The sequence below is a fragment of the Kineococcus aridisoli genome (genome assembly GCF_050871885.1).
Classification (GTDB): domain Bacteria; phylum Actinomycetota; class Actinomycetes; order Actinomycetales; family Kineococcaceae; genus Kineococcus.
The window spans coordinates 1-14239 of the sequence record NZ_JBJLSF010000111.1; the positions used below are offsets into that span (position 1 = coordinate 1).

Below are 14239 nucleotides of genomic sequence, written 5' to 3' on the forward strand. Positions count from 1 at the left end.
GCTGGGGGTCGAGCACCTGGGGGGGCCGGCCGGGCGTATCGGCCCCCCCACCGACGGCGACGCCTTGGTCGACCCCGTGGGGCCCGCCCGCCTCGGCGGCGGCCACCAGGACGACGTCGCGGTGCTGGCGGTGCGCACGCACCCGGAGGACGCGCCGCGGCCCGCGGTGGCCGGGCCGGAACGGCCCGTACCCGGACCGCCCGGACCGCTCCCGGGCTGAGCCGCGGCGCCACCGGCGGGGGTGCGGTCACCCGGACGGAGCAGCGGATCGAGGACCGGGCCAACCGCGGGCCCCTCGGCGACGAACGACCGGTGCACCGATCACCGCCGTCGCAGGGAGCCCCACCGCCATGTCCGAGCCTCGCGTGGACGCCACCAGGATCCGTGAGCACGTCCAGCGCCTGGGCGAGCGCCACCCGCCCGTCGACCTGGGCTCCGCCGACTACGGCGTGCTCGACCCCACCGCCGTCCGCAACCGCTTCGGCGGGGTGCTGGAGTACATGGCCCGGGTCGAGATGGAGGTGGAGCGCAACGTCCTGGAGCTGGCCGTCCTGCTCCCCGGCGTCAGCGAGACCGACCGCCTCTTCTACGCCGACGTGTGGGGCCCGCAGGAGGAGCACCACGGGATCCTGCTCGACACCCTCGGCCGGCACCTGGGCATGCCGCCGGTGGTCGCGAACACGGACGAGGTGCCGGCCCGGGTGCGGGTGCTCGGCGCCCTGGCCCACGTGCCCGCGGTGCACGAGGTCATCCGGCTGCTGTACTACCTGACCGGCGCGGCCACCGAGAAGTCCGCGATGCTCGCCTACCAGGCGATGAGCGAGGGCCTGGGCGAGATGGGCGAGCAGGCGGTCAAGCGCACGGTCGTCGACGCCGTCAAGGTGCAGGAGCCCGGCCACTTCGCCTTCTACCGCCTCAGCGCGCAGGAGATGGTCCAGTCCGGCGCCATCGCCCCCTGGCAGCTGCACCTGGCCCGCCTGCTGCGCTCGCGCAGCTACGGCCTGGTCGGCGCCGCCACCCGCGAGCAGCGCGCCGACTTCGGCGGTGTCGTCGTCGAGCTGGGCCTGGACGAGCAGCTGGAGCGCAACGTCCGCGACATCTCCCGGCTGGAGACGCAGCTGCTGTGGGCGCACCGGGAGGGGCTGCAGGTGCCGGGGTACGCGCTGGCGGCCTTCCGCGACGCGGCCGCGGCGTACCGGGAGCGGCAGCGGAGCCGGCAGGGCGGGCAGGGCGGCGGGCAGGGCGGCGGGGAGCCGGACGGGCAGGTGCTGGCGGCCTGAGCCGCGGCTCAGGAGGGCTCGTGCACCGGGCCGGCGACGTGGACGCGGTCGCGGCCGGTGGCCTTGGCCCGGTACAGGGCGGCGTCGGCGCGCGCGAGCAGGTCGTCGAGGACGGCGAGCGGGTCGGCGCCCGCCTCGAGCGGCCCGCTGACGGCGACGCCGAGGCTGACGGTCACCGGCGGCAGGCCGTCGGCCCGGGCGCCGGCGACCGCGCGCCGGGCGCGCTCGGCGGTGCCCACGGCCTCGCCCGGGTCCCGGTGGGGCGCCACCCAGGCGATCTCCTCGCCGCCCAGCCGCACCAGCAGGTCGTCGGCGCGCGTGGCGCGGGTCAGCGCCGCCGCCACCTGCACGAGCACCTGGTCGCCGACGAGGTGGCCGTGCTCGTCGTTGACGCGCTTGAAGTGGTCGACGTCGACGACCGCCAGGGCCACCTGCCGGCCGGTCCGCGCGGCCTGCGCGAGCAGCGCCGGCAGCCGCTCGTGCAGGCCGCGGCGGTTGAGCAGCCCGGTCAGCGGATCGGTGGAGGCCATCCGCTGGGCCAGGCAGCGGGTGCGCTCCAGCTGGGCGAGCAGCACGCCGACCACCAGGACCGGCACGCACACCAGGCTCACCATCGTCGAGGCGACGTAGGTGCGCACCTGCGGGGTGCCCGGCAGCCCCTGCACCACCACCAGCACGACCGCCACCGACGCGATCGTCGTGAGCGCGGCGCCACCGCGGCCGAGGACCACCACGGCCAGCAGCGGCAGGACCGTCAGGAAGGCCAGGCACACCCAGCGCAGCGACGGCTCCGGGTAGGCGGTGCCCTCGGCGAGCATGAGCACCAGCAGCGCCCCCACCAGCACGGCGCCCAGGCGGCGGCCGATGCGGCGGCGCACGAGGACGGCCAGCGCGAGCGCGCTGTAGGCCGAGGCCGCCAGCACCGCCAGCGGCCGGTGCTGCTCCAGGGAGACCGCCGGGGCGTGCGCGACGAGCCACCACAGCCCCAGGGCCGTCGAGGCCAGCATGGCGCCCACGGCGACCGCGACCCAGCGGCCCTCCCGGCCGAGCGCGGCGGCGGCGCGGGCGAGCCCCGAGCGCACCGAGCGCACCGGGCGCGCGGCACGGCCCGGCACGGAGGTCACCCGCTGAGCATCGACAGCGCGGCGGGCACCTGTAGCGCCCGAGGGGGTGGTGCGCCCGGTGCGGGGACGACGAAGGCCCAGGTCCGCTGGACCTGGGCCTCCCGACGAGCGGGTGACGGGAATCGAACCCGCGCTATCAGCTTGGGAAGCTGAAGTTCTACCATTGAACTACACCCGCGCAGCGACCACCGGGAGCCGGCCCCGGCGTCGAGCACGTCCATCGTAGCGGACCCCGGAGCAGGTCCGGGCCGGGGGTAGCGTGACGCCCGTGCTGCTCTCCGACCGCGACATCCGTGCCCAGCTGGACCGGGGTCGGGTGGTCCTGGACCCCTTCGAGCCGTCGATGGTGCAGCCGAGCAGCGTCGACGTGCGCCTGGACCGGATGTTCCGGCTGTTCGACAACCACAAGTACTCCGTCATCGACCCCGCCCAGGAGCAGCCGGAGCTGACGCGGCTGGTGGAGGTCGAGGGCGACGAGCCGTTCATCCTGCACCCGGGCGAGTTCGTGCTCGGCTCGACCTTCGAGATCGTGACGCTGCCCGACGACATCTCCGCGCGGCTGGAGGGCAAGAGCAGCCTGGGGCGGCTGGGTCTGCTGACGCACTCCACGGCGGGCTTCATCGACGCCGGCTTCTCCGGGCACGTGACGCTGGAGCTGTCCAACGTGGCGACGCTGCCGATCACGCTGTGGCCGGGGATGAAGATCGGCCAGCTGTGCTTCTTCCAGCTCTCCTCCCCCGCCGAGAGCCCCTACGGCAGCGACGCCTCCGGCTCGCGCTACCAGGGCCAGCGCGGCCCCACGCCGAGCCGCTCCTTCCAGGGCTTCCACCGCACCCCGGTCTGAGCGCCCGTCCCGCGACGCGCCGGGGCACGCCCGTTCGGCCCAGTCCTCGGCGCGGGAGCTTCAGCCGGGCCCTCCACGCGCCGTTGTAGGGCGGGAGAGGTCGCGGTCGAGCACGGGACGGGAGGGCGACCGGTGAGCTGGCACAGCAACCCCGCTCGTCGCGGTGCGGTCGAGCACCCCCCGGCGGGCACCACCGCGTGCACCACCGCGGGCACCAGCGCGGGCACCGGCGTCGTCGGCGTCGTCGGCGAGCAGGCGCCGCCGGCCGCGGCCCCCACCACCGCCCCCACCGGGAGCGTGTGGACGTCGGGTTCGGTCGCCCCCGTGCGGGTGGGCCGGCAGGGCATCTACGACCGCGAGCGCCGGCTCGTCGCCTACGAGCTGCTGTTCCGCGCCCACGGCCGCGCCAGCGCCGAGCTGGCCGAGGGCGCCGAGCAGGACCACGCGACCTCGCAGGTCATCAGCGCGACCTTCGGCGACTTCGGCGTCGAGCAGATCGCCGGCGACCGGCTGCTGTTCATCAACCTCACGCGCGGCTTCTTCACCGGTGAGCTGCCGATGCCGTGCTCGCCGAGCCAGGTCGTCCTGGAGCTGCTGGAGAACGTCGAGGTCGACGACGAGGTCCACGCCGGGCTGCTGCGGCTGCGCGCGGAGGGCTACCGGATCGCCGTCGACGACTTCGCCGGGGAGCCGGGCCGGTTGCGGGCCGTGGAGCTGGCGCAGTACGTGAAGATCGACGTGGCCGCCACCGGCGACTCCTTCGAGGAGGTCCTGGCCCTGGCCCGCCGGCACAACCCCGACGCGCTGGTCGTCGTGGAGCGCATCGAGGACGACGAGCTGTTCGCGCGCTGCAGCGCCGCGGGCGCCGACCTCTTCCAGGGCTACGGGCTGCAGCGGCCGGTGACGCTGGAGGCCGTCAGCCTCACCCCGTCGCAGATGGTCTGCCTGCGGCTGGTGCGCGCCCTCACCGGCGCCGACGCCCCCATGCGCGAGGTCGAGGAGCTCGTCGCCTCCGACCCCGCGCTGAGCCTGCGGGTGTTCAAGACGGTGACGTCGGCGGCGGCCGGCACGCGCACCGAGGTCACCTCGCTGCGGCAGGCGATCGTGCTGCTGGGCCGCAAGCAGCTGCTGTCGTGGGTGGTCCTCATGCTGCTCGGCGGCGTCACGAGCGTGGACACCGAGTCGCTGACGATGGTCCTGGCCCGCGCCGCGGCGTGCGCGCGGCTGTCCCCGCACGAGGCGGACCTGGCCTACACGGTGGGCCTGCTGTCGGGGGTGGCGGCCGTGCTGGGGATGCGCGAGGAGGAGCTCGTCGACACCACCGGGGTCGCCCGGGCCGTCCGCAGCGCCCTCGTGGACCGCCAGGGCACGGCGGGGGCGGCGCTGCGGGCCGTGCTCGCCTACGAGGAGGACGAGCCGTGCACGATCGCCGAGGCCGGGCACGTGGTGTACGAGGTCTCGCGCGCCTACCTGGCCGCGCTGAGCGGGGCGATGGCCACCGTGGGCTCGGTGCTGGAGCGCTCCTGAGGGGTCCCGGGGCGGTTCCGACGCCGGACGGGGTGCGCTCGGCGCGCGGGCGGACCTACCCTGTCGCCGTGACGGACAGCCGCGAGGACCCGGACGCCCCCGTCCCGCCCGCGGAGCCGGTCGGACCGGCCGACGAGGGCGAGGAGCGGGCGCTGGAGCTGGCGCACCGCGTCTTCGAGCACGCCCGCAACGGCCGCTCGCGCGAGCTGTGCGCCTACCTCGACGCCGGGGTGCCGGTGAACTCCACCGACAGCGAGGGCAACTGCCTGGTGATGCTCGCCGCCTACCACGGCCACCCGGTCACGGTGCGGGCGCTGCTGGAGCGCGGCGCGGACCCCGACCGCGTCAACGGCCGCGGGCAGACGCCGCTGGCGGGTGCGGTCTTCAAGGGCGAGCGCGACGTCGTGGCCGCGCTCGTGGCCGCCGACGCCGACCCCTACCTCGGCAGCCCCAACGCCCTGGAGTCGGCGCGCTTCTTCGGCCGCCAGGACCTGCTGGAGCTGCTGGAGGTGCCGCTGGACGGGGTGGACGGCCCCTGAGCGGCCACCGCCGGGTGGTGGATCGCCTAGCCTGAGCCGGTCGGCGCGCCCCCGCGCCGGGAGGGTCGAGGCGCTGGGAGGCCGCTCGGTGGTTGCGCTCACCTCGCGCCGCCGCGTCCTGCGCCACCCGGCCCAGGTCGTGGCCGTCACCTTCGCGACCGTCGTGGCCGTGGGCACGGCGCTGCTGTGGCTGCCGGTCGCCCACCGCGGGGAGGGTTCGGCGACGTTCGTGCAGTCGCTGTTCACCGCGGTGAGCGCGCTGTGCGTGACCGGCCACGTCGTGGTCGACACCCGCGAGCACTGGTCGACCTTCGGCCTCGTCGTCATCCTCGCCCTGGCCCAGGTCGGCGGGTTCGGCATCATGACGTCCGCCTCGCTGCTCGGCGTGGTCGCCTCGCGCCGGATGGGCCTGCGCTCGCGGATGCTCACCACCACCGAGAGCCGCGGCTTCGACCTCGGCGACGTGCGCACCGTCCTGCTCGGCGTCGTGAAGGTGTCCGTGCTCGTCGAGGCCGTCACGGCGGTGCTGCTGGCGACCCGGCTGTTCGTCGGCTACGGCGCCAGCCTGCCGTCGGCGGCGTGGGAGGGGACGTTCCTGGCGGTCTCGTCCTTCAACAACGCGGGCTTCGCGCTGCGCGGGGACAGCATGACCGACTTCGTGGCCGACCCGTGGATGTGCCTGCCGGTCGTGGGCGCCTCCTTCATCGGCGGCCTGGGCTTCCCGGTGCTGCTGGAGCTGCGCCGGCAGTTCCGCCTGCCGCAGCGCTGGTCGCTGCACACCAAGCTGACGCTGGCCACGACCGTGCCGCTGCTGCTCGTCGGCTGGGTCTTCCTGACGGTCAACGAGTGGCGCAACCCGGCGACGCTGGGGGCGCTGGACTGGTGGGCGCGGCCGCTGGCGGGGCTGTTCCAGTCCAGCGCCACCCGCAGCTCGGGGTTCAACTCCGTCGACGTCTCGCAGATGAACGGGGGGTCCTGGCTGGTCATGGACGTCCTGATGTTCATCGGCGGCGGATCGGCGAGCACGGCCGGCGGCATCAAGGTGACGACGTTCGCGCTGCTGGCGGTCGTGCTGCTCGCGGAGTTCCGCGGCGAGGCGTCGGTGACGGTGTTCGGGCGCCGGGTGCCCGACCGGGTCTGCCGGCAGGCGCTGACGGTGGCGCTGGTCTCGGTGGGCGTCGTCGTCGTGGCGACCGTGGTCATCGTGGAGATGACGGGGCTGCCGCTGGACATGGTCGTCTTCGAGGTCATCTCCGCCTTCGCCACGGTGGGCCTGTCGTCGGGGCTGCTGCCGCAGCTGCCCGAGAGCGGGCAGGTGATCCTGGCGCTGCTGATGTTCCTGGGCCGGGTGGGCCCCATCACCCTGGGGGCCGCGCTCGCGCTGCGCGAGCGCACCCGCATGTACGAGTTCCCCGAAGGGAGACCGATCATTGGCTAGGCGGTCCGCACTCACGAACCCCCGCTCGGTCGTCGTCATCGGCCTGGGCCGCTTCGGCCGGTCGCTGGCGACGGAGCTCATGGAGGACGGGCGGGTCGACGTCCTGGGGATCGACCGCGACCCGGCGCTCGTCGACGAGCTCGCCGGGACGCTCACGCACGCGGTCGTCGCCGACTCCACCAAGGAGGAGGCGCTGCGGCAGCTGTCGGTGCACGAGTTCGACCGCGCGGTCGTCGGCATCGGCACCGACCTGGAGGCGAGCATCCTCACCGTCTCGGTGCTGCTGCAGTTCGGCATCCGCAACGTGTGGGCGAAGGCGATCAGCGAGTCGCACGCGCGGATCCTCACCCAGCTCGGCGCGCACAAGGTGATCCGCCCCGAGCACGAGATGGGCCTGCGGGTGGCGCACCTGGTGCGCGGCCGGATGCTCGACTACATCGAGTTCGACGACGGCTTCGCGATGGTCAAGACGACCCCGCCGGCGCCGATGGTCGGCCAGACGCTCGCGCAGGCGCGGCTGCGCAGCCAGCACCGGGTCACGGTCGTGGCCCACCACCGCCCCGGCGAGGGCTTCACCTACGCGACGCCGGAGACGGTCATGGGCGCCGACGACGTGATCATCGTCTCGGGGCAGATCCGGGACGTGGAGGCGTTCAGCTCGATCGTCTGAGGCGGGCGCCCGCTCAGGCGCTGCGGCCCCGGCCCTCGTCCTCGCGGGGGACCTCGCGGGTGGTCTCCGCCTCCGGGACGGCGTCGGTGCCGCGGCGGTCCACCCCGGGCAGCCGGCGGCGCTCGGGCTCGCCCCGCTCGGCGCGCGTGAGGTCGATGAGGGAGCGCCGGTCCTGGCCGCGCCGGCGCCGCTCGGCCTCGGTGCCGGGCTCGGGTGCGGGCTGCTCGTGCTCGTCGCTCACCCCTCCACCTCACCACGCAGCGTCGCGGCTTGTCACTCGGGTCCGCCTCACGGCCGTCGCCGGGCCCCTGGACCACGTCGTGCGCGACGAGGCGCTGCGCTGGTGCGTCAGCTGTCGTATCCCAGGGTCGTGGCCTCGGCGAAGTCCACGTCACCGGCCGCCTCGGCGAAGCGGGCGAAGCCCGCCGCCACGAGCGCGCGGTCCTCCGGGGCCATCCGCTCCAGCACGGACTCGAACTGCGCCCGCCGGCGCTCCATCACCTGCCCGACGAGCTCGCGGGCGGTGTCGGTCGGCGCCACGAGCACCTCCCGGCGGGTGTCCGGGTTGTCCTGGCGGACCACCCAGCCGGCCGCGACGAGGCGGTCCACGGCGCGGGTGAAGGTCGAGGGGTGCACGCCGATGGCCGCGGCCAGGGCTCCGCTGCGCAGCGGACCGCGGCGGCAGATGAGGACCAGCACCCGGTACTGCTGCAGCGTCAGCGACTCCAGCGCGTCCGCGAGCGAGCGCACGCTGATCCCCACGACGGCTCGCGACCCTGCGAGCACCGCCTCGACGTCATCATCGGGTGAGTGCACGTGCGGATCCTAGTCACCAGGTTGGCCCCGCGCGGGGACGACGTGGTGGAGTACCCGTGAGGAACCCCCCGAGGGACAGGAGCCCTGCGTGAACGAGCACGACATCCACGAGCGCATCAACGCCCTCGTCGCCGAGGAGCACCGGCTGCGCGAGGCGCTGCAGTCCGGGCAGCTGAGCGCTCCCGAGGAGCACGCCCAGCTGAAGTCCGCCGAGGAGGCGCTGGACCAGGCCTGGGACCTGCTGCGCCAGCGGCAGGCGCTGCGCGACGCCGGGCAGGACCCGGACCAGGCGCGCGAGCGCCCGGTCGGCGAGGTCGAGAACTACCGGCAGTGAGGCTCAGGGCAGGGCGATCCGCAGCAGCGGCTCGCCCTGCCCGGCCGGCCGCACCGGCACCACGACGGTGAACTCCTCCAGCCGGCAGGAGCTCTCGTCGCAGGTGGCCACCCGCACGTCCACGCGCAGCCTGCCCGCGGCGACCACCCGCACCGGCCGCCGCCACCCCGTCCCCGAGCCCGCCCCCGCGCCGAGCGCCCCGGGCGGGTCGGCGGAGACCTCCACCCGCACCGGCGGGCCCCAGCGCTCGTCGACGCGGCGGCCCGCCCCGGGCGTGAAGTCCACGACGAGCTCGGCGTCGGCGGCGAGCCGCACCTCCGCGAGCAGCCGCCGGTCGCGGCGGCGCAGGGACCACCGGGTGAGCCGGTGCGCGGCGGACTCCACCACGACCACAGCGCCCCCGCCCCCGTCGTCGTCCTCCTCCACGAGCACGTCGGCCGGCTCGGCCAGGCCCGTCAGCAGCGTCTCGACGCTGCGGGTCAGCGGGTCGTAGCGGCGCAGCGCCCCGTCGAAGGTGTCCGCGACGAGCACCGCGGCCGGCGCGGTCCCCCGGGCGTCGAGGGCCAGGCCCAGCGGGTGCTGCAGCAGCGCGCGGTCGGCGGGGCCGTCCCGGTGGCCGAACTCGAACAACCCCCGCCCCACGTGCGTGGTGACCTCCGCCCCCGGCAGGGCCACCGGGTCGACGTTGGCCATCCGCTCGTCGGTGACGACGGGCACCCGACGGTCCGGCGGAGCGGTGCGCCGCAGCGTGCGCAGCGCGGAGGTCTCGGCGTCGACGAACCAGGCGAGCGCCTCCGCGCCGCCCTCCGGCGCGGTGCCCACCGCCAGCCCGGAGGGCTGGGCGAGCCAGGCCCGCTCCGCCGGACCGTCGAGCAGCCCCTCCGCCGTCGTCCCGGCCACGACGCGCACGGTGCCGGCGTCCGGGTCGAACGCCCACAGCTGGTGGGTGCCGGACACCGCCACCAGCAGGTCCCCGCCGCTCCCGCCGCCGTCCCCGTCGCCACCCGCGTCGGGCCACCACGCGACGTCGGTGGGGCTGGCCAGGTCCTGGGCGCGAGCGGGCCCGCCGCCGCTGCGCCGCCGCAGCTGCCGTCCGGTCCCGGCCAGCGTGCGCACGTGCCCGTCGGCCAGCCGCACCCCGCGCACCGCGTGGTTGCCGGTGTCGGCGACGGCCACGTCGGCGCCGAGGAGCTGCGCGACCCGCGGCGGCAGCAGCGCGAGCCCCTGCGGAGCGGCGAAGCCGGCCTCGGCGGCGGGGCCGTCGGCGAGCTCGCGGCGCCCGGAGCCGATGCGCCGCAGCACGGTCGTCAGGTCGGCGGCCAGCTCCACGAGCTGGTGGTGGCCGGCGTCGGCGACGAGCAGGCTGCCGCCCGGCAGGGCGATCGCGCGTGCCGGGAAGCGCAGCGGGGTGTCGTCGGGGAGCACCGGGGCGTCGTCGGCGGGCACCGGCCGCGGCGCGGTGCGGGGCGGCCGGTGCGCGAGGAGGTCGGCGACCAGGCGCTCCAGCTCGGCGCCGTGCCCCTCGCCGGAGCGGGTGGCGACGACGTAGCCGTCGGGGTCGACGAGCACGAGCGTCGGCCAGGCGCGCACCGCGTACGCCGACCACAGCGAACGGTCCGCGTCGTCGAGGACGGGGTGGTCGACCTCCAGGCGCGCGACGGCCGCCTGCACGGCTCCCGGCTCGGCCTCGTGGTCGAACTTGGGCGAGTGCACCCCCACCACGACGAGGTCGCCGGCGAAGCGCGCGGCCAGCGGGCGCAGCTCCGCGAGCACGTGGACGCAGTTCACGCAGGAACCCGTCCAGAAGTCCAGCAGGACGAAGCGGCCCGCGAGGTCGGGGGCCGGGCCGACCCAGCGACCGGCGAGGCGGGGCGCGCGCACGCGCGGCGACGGGCGGTGCGGACGGGCGGGCACGAGCGCCATCCTGCCCGCTCCTGGAACTGCTCGCCGTGCACCGGCTGCCCGTCGGGGACGGGCACGGGCTGCACGTCGAGCAGGTCGGGAACTCGCGGAGGATCCCCGCGCTGTTGCTGCACGGCGGCCCTGGAGGGGCCTGCGGAGCGCCGACGGGGGCTCCTCCGACCCGCGGCGCCACCACCTCGTGCTGCTCGACCAGCGCGGTGCGGGTCGCAGCACCCCGGCGGGCAGCATCGAGCTCGACCGTTCGACGGAGGCGGGCCGGCGCCGCCGCAGCCGGCCGGGTGACGGCGGTTCCCGGCACCGGAGCTCACCGCCGAGCGCGACGACGTCCTGGACGCCCACCACCGCCGGCTGACCGGTGACGACCCCGGGGAGGCGGTGCGCTGGGCCGCCCCGAGGACGCGCTGGGGGTTCGTGAACTCCTCCGTCGTCCCCGACCCGGCGTTCCCGGAGGAGGCGAGCACCGCGGCGCAGGCCGTCGGCGCGGCGCTCGGCCGCTCAGCCTGCCAGGGCCTCGACGATCGGGCAGGGGGCGCTCGTGTCGAGGCACTGCGCCGCGAGCAGCTGCGCGATCGCGTCGCGGGTGCGGACGAGGTCGGCGATGCGCTCGTCGATCTGGGCCACCTTGCGGTGGGCGTGCTCGGCGACGTCGGCGGCGAGGACGCCGCTGGCGCGCGCTGCACCCGAGAGCCGGGTGAAGGGGGACAGCTCGGCGAGGCTGAAGCCGAGGTCCTGGCCCCGGCGCAGGAACCGGACGGTGCGCACGTCCTCGGCGCCGTAGACGCGGTAGCCGTTGCCCTGGCGGACCGGCGCCGGCAGCAGGCCCTGACGCTCGTAGAACCGGACGGTCGAGACGGCCACTCCGGCCGCCCGGGCGAGTTCAGAGGTGTGCACGCGCCGACTCTAGGAGCTGGGGACGGGCAGCCGGGGGGCGCTGCTCGCCCGAGGCCGCGTGGAGAGCAGGACACCGGCCTGCACGAAGCCCCAGGCGATCTCCAGGACGAGCACGATCGCCAGGACCGGGGAGGCACCGCGGCTGAGCGCAGCGATCATGGCCAGGGAGAACAGGCCCCGCGCGGCGACGTCGGCGGCGCCGGCCGCCCGTGAAGGACGCAGCAGGCGGTAGAGCGACCACACGGTCACGACGCTGCCCGTGAAGTTGGCGAACAGCACGGTGAACACCTCCGGGGACGGTGCGCTGCCCGGCAGGCCGGCGGCGTCGAGGAGGGCGCCCAGCGCGGCGAAGAGGGCCGGCGCGGTGAACGGCAGGGCGAACCCGGCCGTGGTCAGGAGGTCGTACCCGGCGGAGGCGCGCACCGTGCGGCGGGCGGCGGTCGTGAGCGGGTGAGCGGTGTCCGGTGGCGTCATGCGCCCAGCGTCGACCCTGCACCGTGGTGCAGGGTCAAGCGGCGATCCAGCGTCCGCCGGTGCCGGCTGCTCCTCGTCGGGCAGGTGCACCCGCCCTCGCGGACCCGGGGCCTCCGAAACCCCGGTGCGCCGCTCCGGCCGGTGCGGCAGGGTGCGGCAGGTGAGCGGACGACCAGTGGTGCTGGTGACCGGGGTGGGCCGCCGGGTCGGCATCGGCGCGGCGATCGCCGAGCAGCTGGCCCGCGACGGCTGGGACGTTGCCACCTGCCACTGGGCGCCCTACGACGACCGGATGCCGTGGGGCCGCCAGGAGGACGACCCCGACCTGATCCAGGAGCTGCTGCGCGCGGCGGGCGCCGAGAGCACCGCCGTCCCCGCCGACCTCAGCCGACCCGAGGCCCCCGCGGAGGTCTTCGACGCCGTCGAAGCGGCCCTGGGCCCGGTGACCGGGCTGGTGGTGGCGCACTGCGAGTCGGTGGACTCCTCCATCCTGGACACGAGCGTGGACAGCTTCGACCGGCACGTCGCGGTCAACGCGCGCGCCACCTGGCTGCTCGTGGCCGAACTCGCACGGCGCTTCCCCGCGCAGGCGGTCGGACGCGGGCGGATCGTCGCCATCACCAGCGACCACGTCGTGCACAACCTCCCGTACGGGGCGAGCAAGGGCGCGATGGACCGCATCGTGCTCGCCGCCGCCCGGGAGCTGGAGCACCTGCGGCTGACCGCGAACGTGGTCAACCCCGGACCCGTCGACACCGGCTGGATGGACGAGGCCCTGCTGCGCGAGGTCGCGGGACGCAACCCCCGCGGCCGCGCCGGCCGCCCGCAGGACACCGCCGACCTGGTCTCGTTCCTGCTGTCCGAGCGCGGCGGCTGGGTCAACGGCCAGCTGCTGCACTCCGACGGCGGCTGGCGCAGCTGAGCTCCCCCGCCTCCCCGCGCGGGGAGCGACCGGGCGCCTGCACGCGTTCGCCCGCAGTGGATCTCCTGAGGGCAGAAGGACCTTCCCCCTCCTCCGGCCGATGCGGACAGTGGGTGGACCGCACCGTCCCGAAGGAGGAACCCGCGATGAGCACACCCGTCCTGGCCGGCCCGTTCGACGACCAGCTCTCCCAGCGGCTGCTGTTCCAGCGCATCGTCGTGCTCGGGCAGGAGGTCGACGACGCGATCGCGAACCGGATCTGCGCGCAGCTGCTGCTGCTGTCGGCCGACGACCCCAAGAGCGACATCGCCCTCTACATCAACTCCCCCGGCGGCTCCATCAGCGCCGGGCTGGCCATCTACGACACCATGCGCCTGATCCCCAACGACGTCTCCACGCTCGTCATGGGCATGGCCGCCAGCATGGGCCAGTTCCTGCTGTGCGCGGGTCAGGCGGGCAAGCGCTACGCCCTGCCGCACGCGCGGGTCATGATGCACCAGCCGTCGGGCGGCATCGGAGGCACGGCCGCCGACATCGCCATCCAGGCGGAGAACCTCGCCCACACCAAGGCGACGATGCAGCGGCTCATCGCCGAGCACACCGGGCAGGACGTCGAGCGCATCGAGTCCGACGCCCAGCGCGACCGGTGGTTCACCGCCGAGGAGGCGTTGGAGTACGGCATGGTCGACCACGTCGTCGAGCGCGTCCAAGACGTGCGCCTCAGCGGCGGCCGGAAGGTGGGGCTGTGATGGCCGGAGCATCGATGTCCTACCCGATCCCCTACGTCGTCGAGTCGACACCTCGTGGTGAGCGCACCTCGGACGTCTTCAGCAGGCTGCTGTCCGAGCGGATCGTGTTCCTGCACGGGGAGATCGACGACGGCGTCGCGAACGTGGTGATCGCCCAGCTGGTGCACCTGGCCTCGGAGAGCGCCACCACGGACATCAACCTCTACATCAACTCCCCCGGCGGCTCGGCCACCGCGGCCATGGCGGTCTACGACACCATGCGCTTCGTCGCCCCGGACGTCGCGACGTTCTGCGTGGGCCAGGCGGCGTCGGCGGCGGCTGTGCTGCTGGCGGCAGGCACCGCCGGCAAGCGCTCGGTGCTGGAGCACTCCCGGGTCCTGCTGCACCAGCCGTCCGGCGGTGCGCAGGGGACGGCCGCGGACCTGCAGATCCAGGCGAAAGAGGTCCTGCGCATCCGCGCGCAGATCGAGCAGGTGCTCTCCCGGCACACGGGCCACTCGGTGGATAGGCTGCGCACCGACCTCGACCGTGACCTGGTGCTCCCCGCGCGCGAGGCGGTCGACTACGGCGTCGCCGACAAGGTCATCACTCCGGCTGCGGCGGTCCTCGTCACCGCGTAGCCAGGGGTGGGGGCACCCTCCGGGAACGGGTGAGGGCCCGCACCCCCCAAAAAAAGGGGGTTGCGGGCCCTCACACCACCACACCAAA

At 75.2% G+C, this 14239-nt stretch carries 16 protein-coding genes, 1 tRNA gene and 1 pseudogene; 11 read left to right on the forward strand and 7 right to left on the reverse strand.

Translation table 11 applies throughout. The features are described from left to right. Both ACRYM2_RS20930 and ACRYM2_RS20935 read left to right on the forward strand, forming a co-directional pair. Positions 1-220 (forward strand): annotated as a pseudogene (locus ACRYM2_RS20930) (hypothetical protein); the annotation flags it as partial. Between the two features lie 130 nt (positions 221-350). Continuing rightward, the gene (locus ACRYM2_RS20935) at positions 351-1280 is read left to right on the forward strand and encodes a GTP-binding protein LepA (protein ID WP_432524389.1); all 930 of its coding nucleotides are present in this window, start codon (positions 351-353) and stop codon (positions 1278-1280) included. Positions 1281-1288: 8 nt separating this feature from the next. Here the strand turns inward: ACRYM2_RS20935 and ACRYM2_RS20940 are convergent, their stop codons facing one another. Further along, positions 1289-2404 carry a GGDEF domain-containing protein gene (locus tag ACRYM2_RS20940; protein WP_432524391.1) on the reverse strand — a complete coding sequence of 372 codons (1116 nt, stop codon included), beginning with the start codon at positions 2402-2404 and terminating at the stop codon, positions 1289-1291. A 107-nt stretch (positions 2405-2511) separates the two neighbouring features. Continuing rightward, positions 2512-2582 (reverse strand) — tRNA-Gly (locus tag ACRYM2_RS20945). A 90-nt stretch (positions 2583-2672) separates the two neighbouring features. Here ACRYM2_RS20945 and dcd point away from each other — a divergent pair. The 5 genes from dcd to ACRYM2_RS20970 all read left to right on the forward strand — a co-directional run bounded on the left by dcd (position 2673) and on the right by ACRYM2_RS20970 (position 7422). Further along, a complete protein-coding gene (gene dcd, locus ACRYM2_RS20950) occupies positions 2673-3248 on the forward strand; it encodes a dCTP deaminase (protein ID WP_432524393.1) in 576 nt (191 codons plus the stop codon). 132 nt (positions 3249-3380) lie between these two features. Beyond that, a complete protein-coding gene (locus ACRYM2_RS20955; RefSeq protein WP_432524395.1) occupies positions 3381-4775 on the forward strand; it encodes an EAL and HDOD domain-containing protein in 1395 nt (464 codons plus the stop codon). Positions 4776-4843: 68 nt separating this feature from the next. Beyond that, positions 4844-5314 (forward strand): ankyrin repeat domain-containing protein, encoded by a 471-nt coding sequence (locus ACRYM2_RS20960; protein WP_432524396.1) that lies wholly within the window; start codon positions 4844-4846, stop codon positions 5312-5314. An 88-nt stretch (positions 5315-5402) separates the two neighbouring features. Next, positions 5403-6752, forward strand: coding sequence for a TrkH family potassium uptake protein (locus ACRYM2_RS20965; protein WP_432524398.1), 1350 nt, complete (start codon positions 5403-5405; stop codon positions 6750-6752). Further along, the gene (locus tag ACRYM2_RS20970) at positions 6745-7422 is read left to right on the forward strand and encodes a potassium channel family protein (RefSeq protein WP_432524401.1); all 678 of its coding nucleotides are present in this window, start codon (positions 6745-6747) and stop codon (positions 7420-7422) included. The genes ACRYM2_RS20965 and ACRYM2_RS20970 overlap by 8 nt, the downstream gene beginning before the upstream one ends. A 13-nt stretch (positions 7423-7435) precedes the next feature. Here ACRYM2_RS20970 and ACRYM2_RS20975 read toward each other — a convergent pair whose 3' ends face one another. Continuing rightward, the gene (locus ACRYM2_RS20975; RefSeq protein ID WP_432524403.1) at positions 7436-7663 is read right to left on the reverse strand and encodes a hypothetical protein; all 228 of its coding nucleotides are present in this window, start codon (positions 7661-7663) and stop codon (positions 7436-7438) included. Between the two features lie 107 nt (positions 7664-7770). Continuing rightward, on the reverse strand, positions 7771-8238 hold the full coding sequence (locus tag ACRYM2_RS20980) for a MarR family winged helix-turn-helix transcriptional regulator (RefSeq protein ID WP_432524405.1): 468 nt from the start codon (positions 8236-8238) through the stop codon (positions 7771-7773). 88 nt (positions 8239-8326) lie between these two features. On the opposite strand from ACRYM2_RS20980, the gene ACRYM2_RS20985 reads away from it, so the two are divergent. Then, positions 8327-8572 (forward strand): DUF2630 family protein, encoded by a 246-nt coding sequence (locus tag ACRYM2_RS20985; protein ID WP_432524406.1) that lies wholly within the window; start codon positions 8327-8329, stop codon positions 8570-8572. Positions 8573-8575: 3 nt separating this feature from the next. Here ACRYM2_RS20985 and ACRYM2_RS20990 read toward each other — a convergent pair whose 3' ends face one another. From ACRYM2_RS20990 to ACRYM2_RS21000, 3 genes are all read right to left on the reverse strand, one after another. Further along, a complete protein-coding gene (locus ACRYM2_RS20990; protein WP_432524407.1) occupies positions 8576-10495 on the reverse strand; it encodes a thioredoxin-like domain-containing protein in 1920 nt (639 codons plus the stop codon). Between the two features lie 495 nt (positions 10496-10990). After that, entirely contained in the window at positions 10991-11386 is a 396-nt protein-coding gene (locus ACRYM2_RS20995) for a heavy metal-responsive transcriptional regulator (RefSeq protein ID WP_432524408.1), read from the reverse strand. A gap of 9 nt (positions 11387-11395) precedes the next feature. After that, positions 11396-11860 carry a hypothetical protein gene (locus tag ACRYM2_RS21000; protein WP_432524410.1) on the reverse strand — a complete coding sequence of 155 codons (465 nt, stop codon included), beginning with the start codon at positions 11858-11860 and terminating at the stop codon, positions 11396-11398. Between the two features lie 151 nt (positions 11861-12011). Here ACRYM2_RS21000 and ACRYM2_RS21005 point away from each other — a divergent pair, with 151 nt between their 5' ends. The 3 genes from ACRYM2_RS21005 (at position 12012) to ACRYM2_RS21015 (ending at position 14151) form a co-directional block, all read left to right on the forward strand. Then, positions 12012-12782 carry an SDR family oxidoreductase gene (locus ACRYM2_RS21005; protein ID WP_432524412.1) on the forward strand — a complete coding sequence of 257 codons (771 nt, stop codon included), beginning with the start codon at positions 12012-12014 and terminating at the stop codon, positions 12780-12782. 146 nt (positions 12783-12928) lie between these two features. Next, entirely contained in the window at positions 12929-13531 is a 603-nt protein-coding gene (locus tag ACRYM2_RS21010; protein WP_432524414.1) for a ClpP family protease, read from the forward strand. Next, positions 13531-14151, forward strand: coding sequence for a ClpP family protease (locus ACRYM2_RS21015; RefSeq protein WP_432524416.1), 621 nt, complete (start codon positions 13531-13533; stop codon positions 14149-14151). The genes ACRYM2_RS21010 and ACRYM2_RS21015 overlap by 1 nt, the downstream gene beginning before the upstream one ends. The last annotated feature ends 88 nt before the right edge of the window (positions 14152-14239 follow it).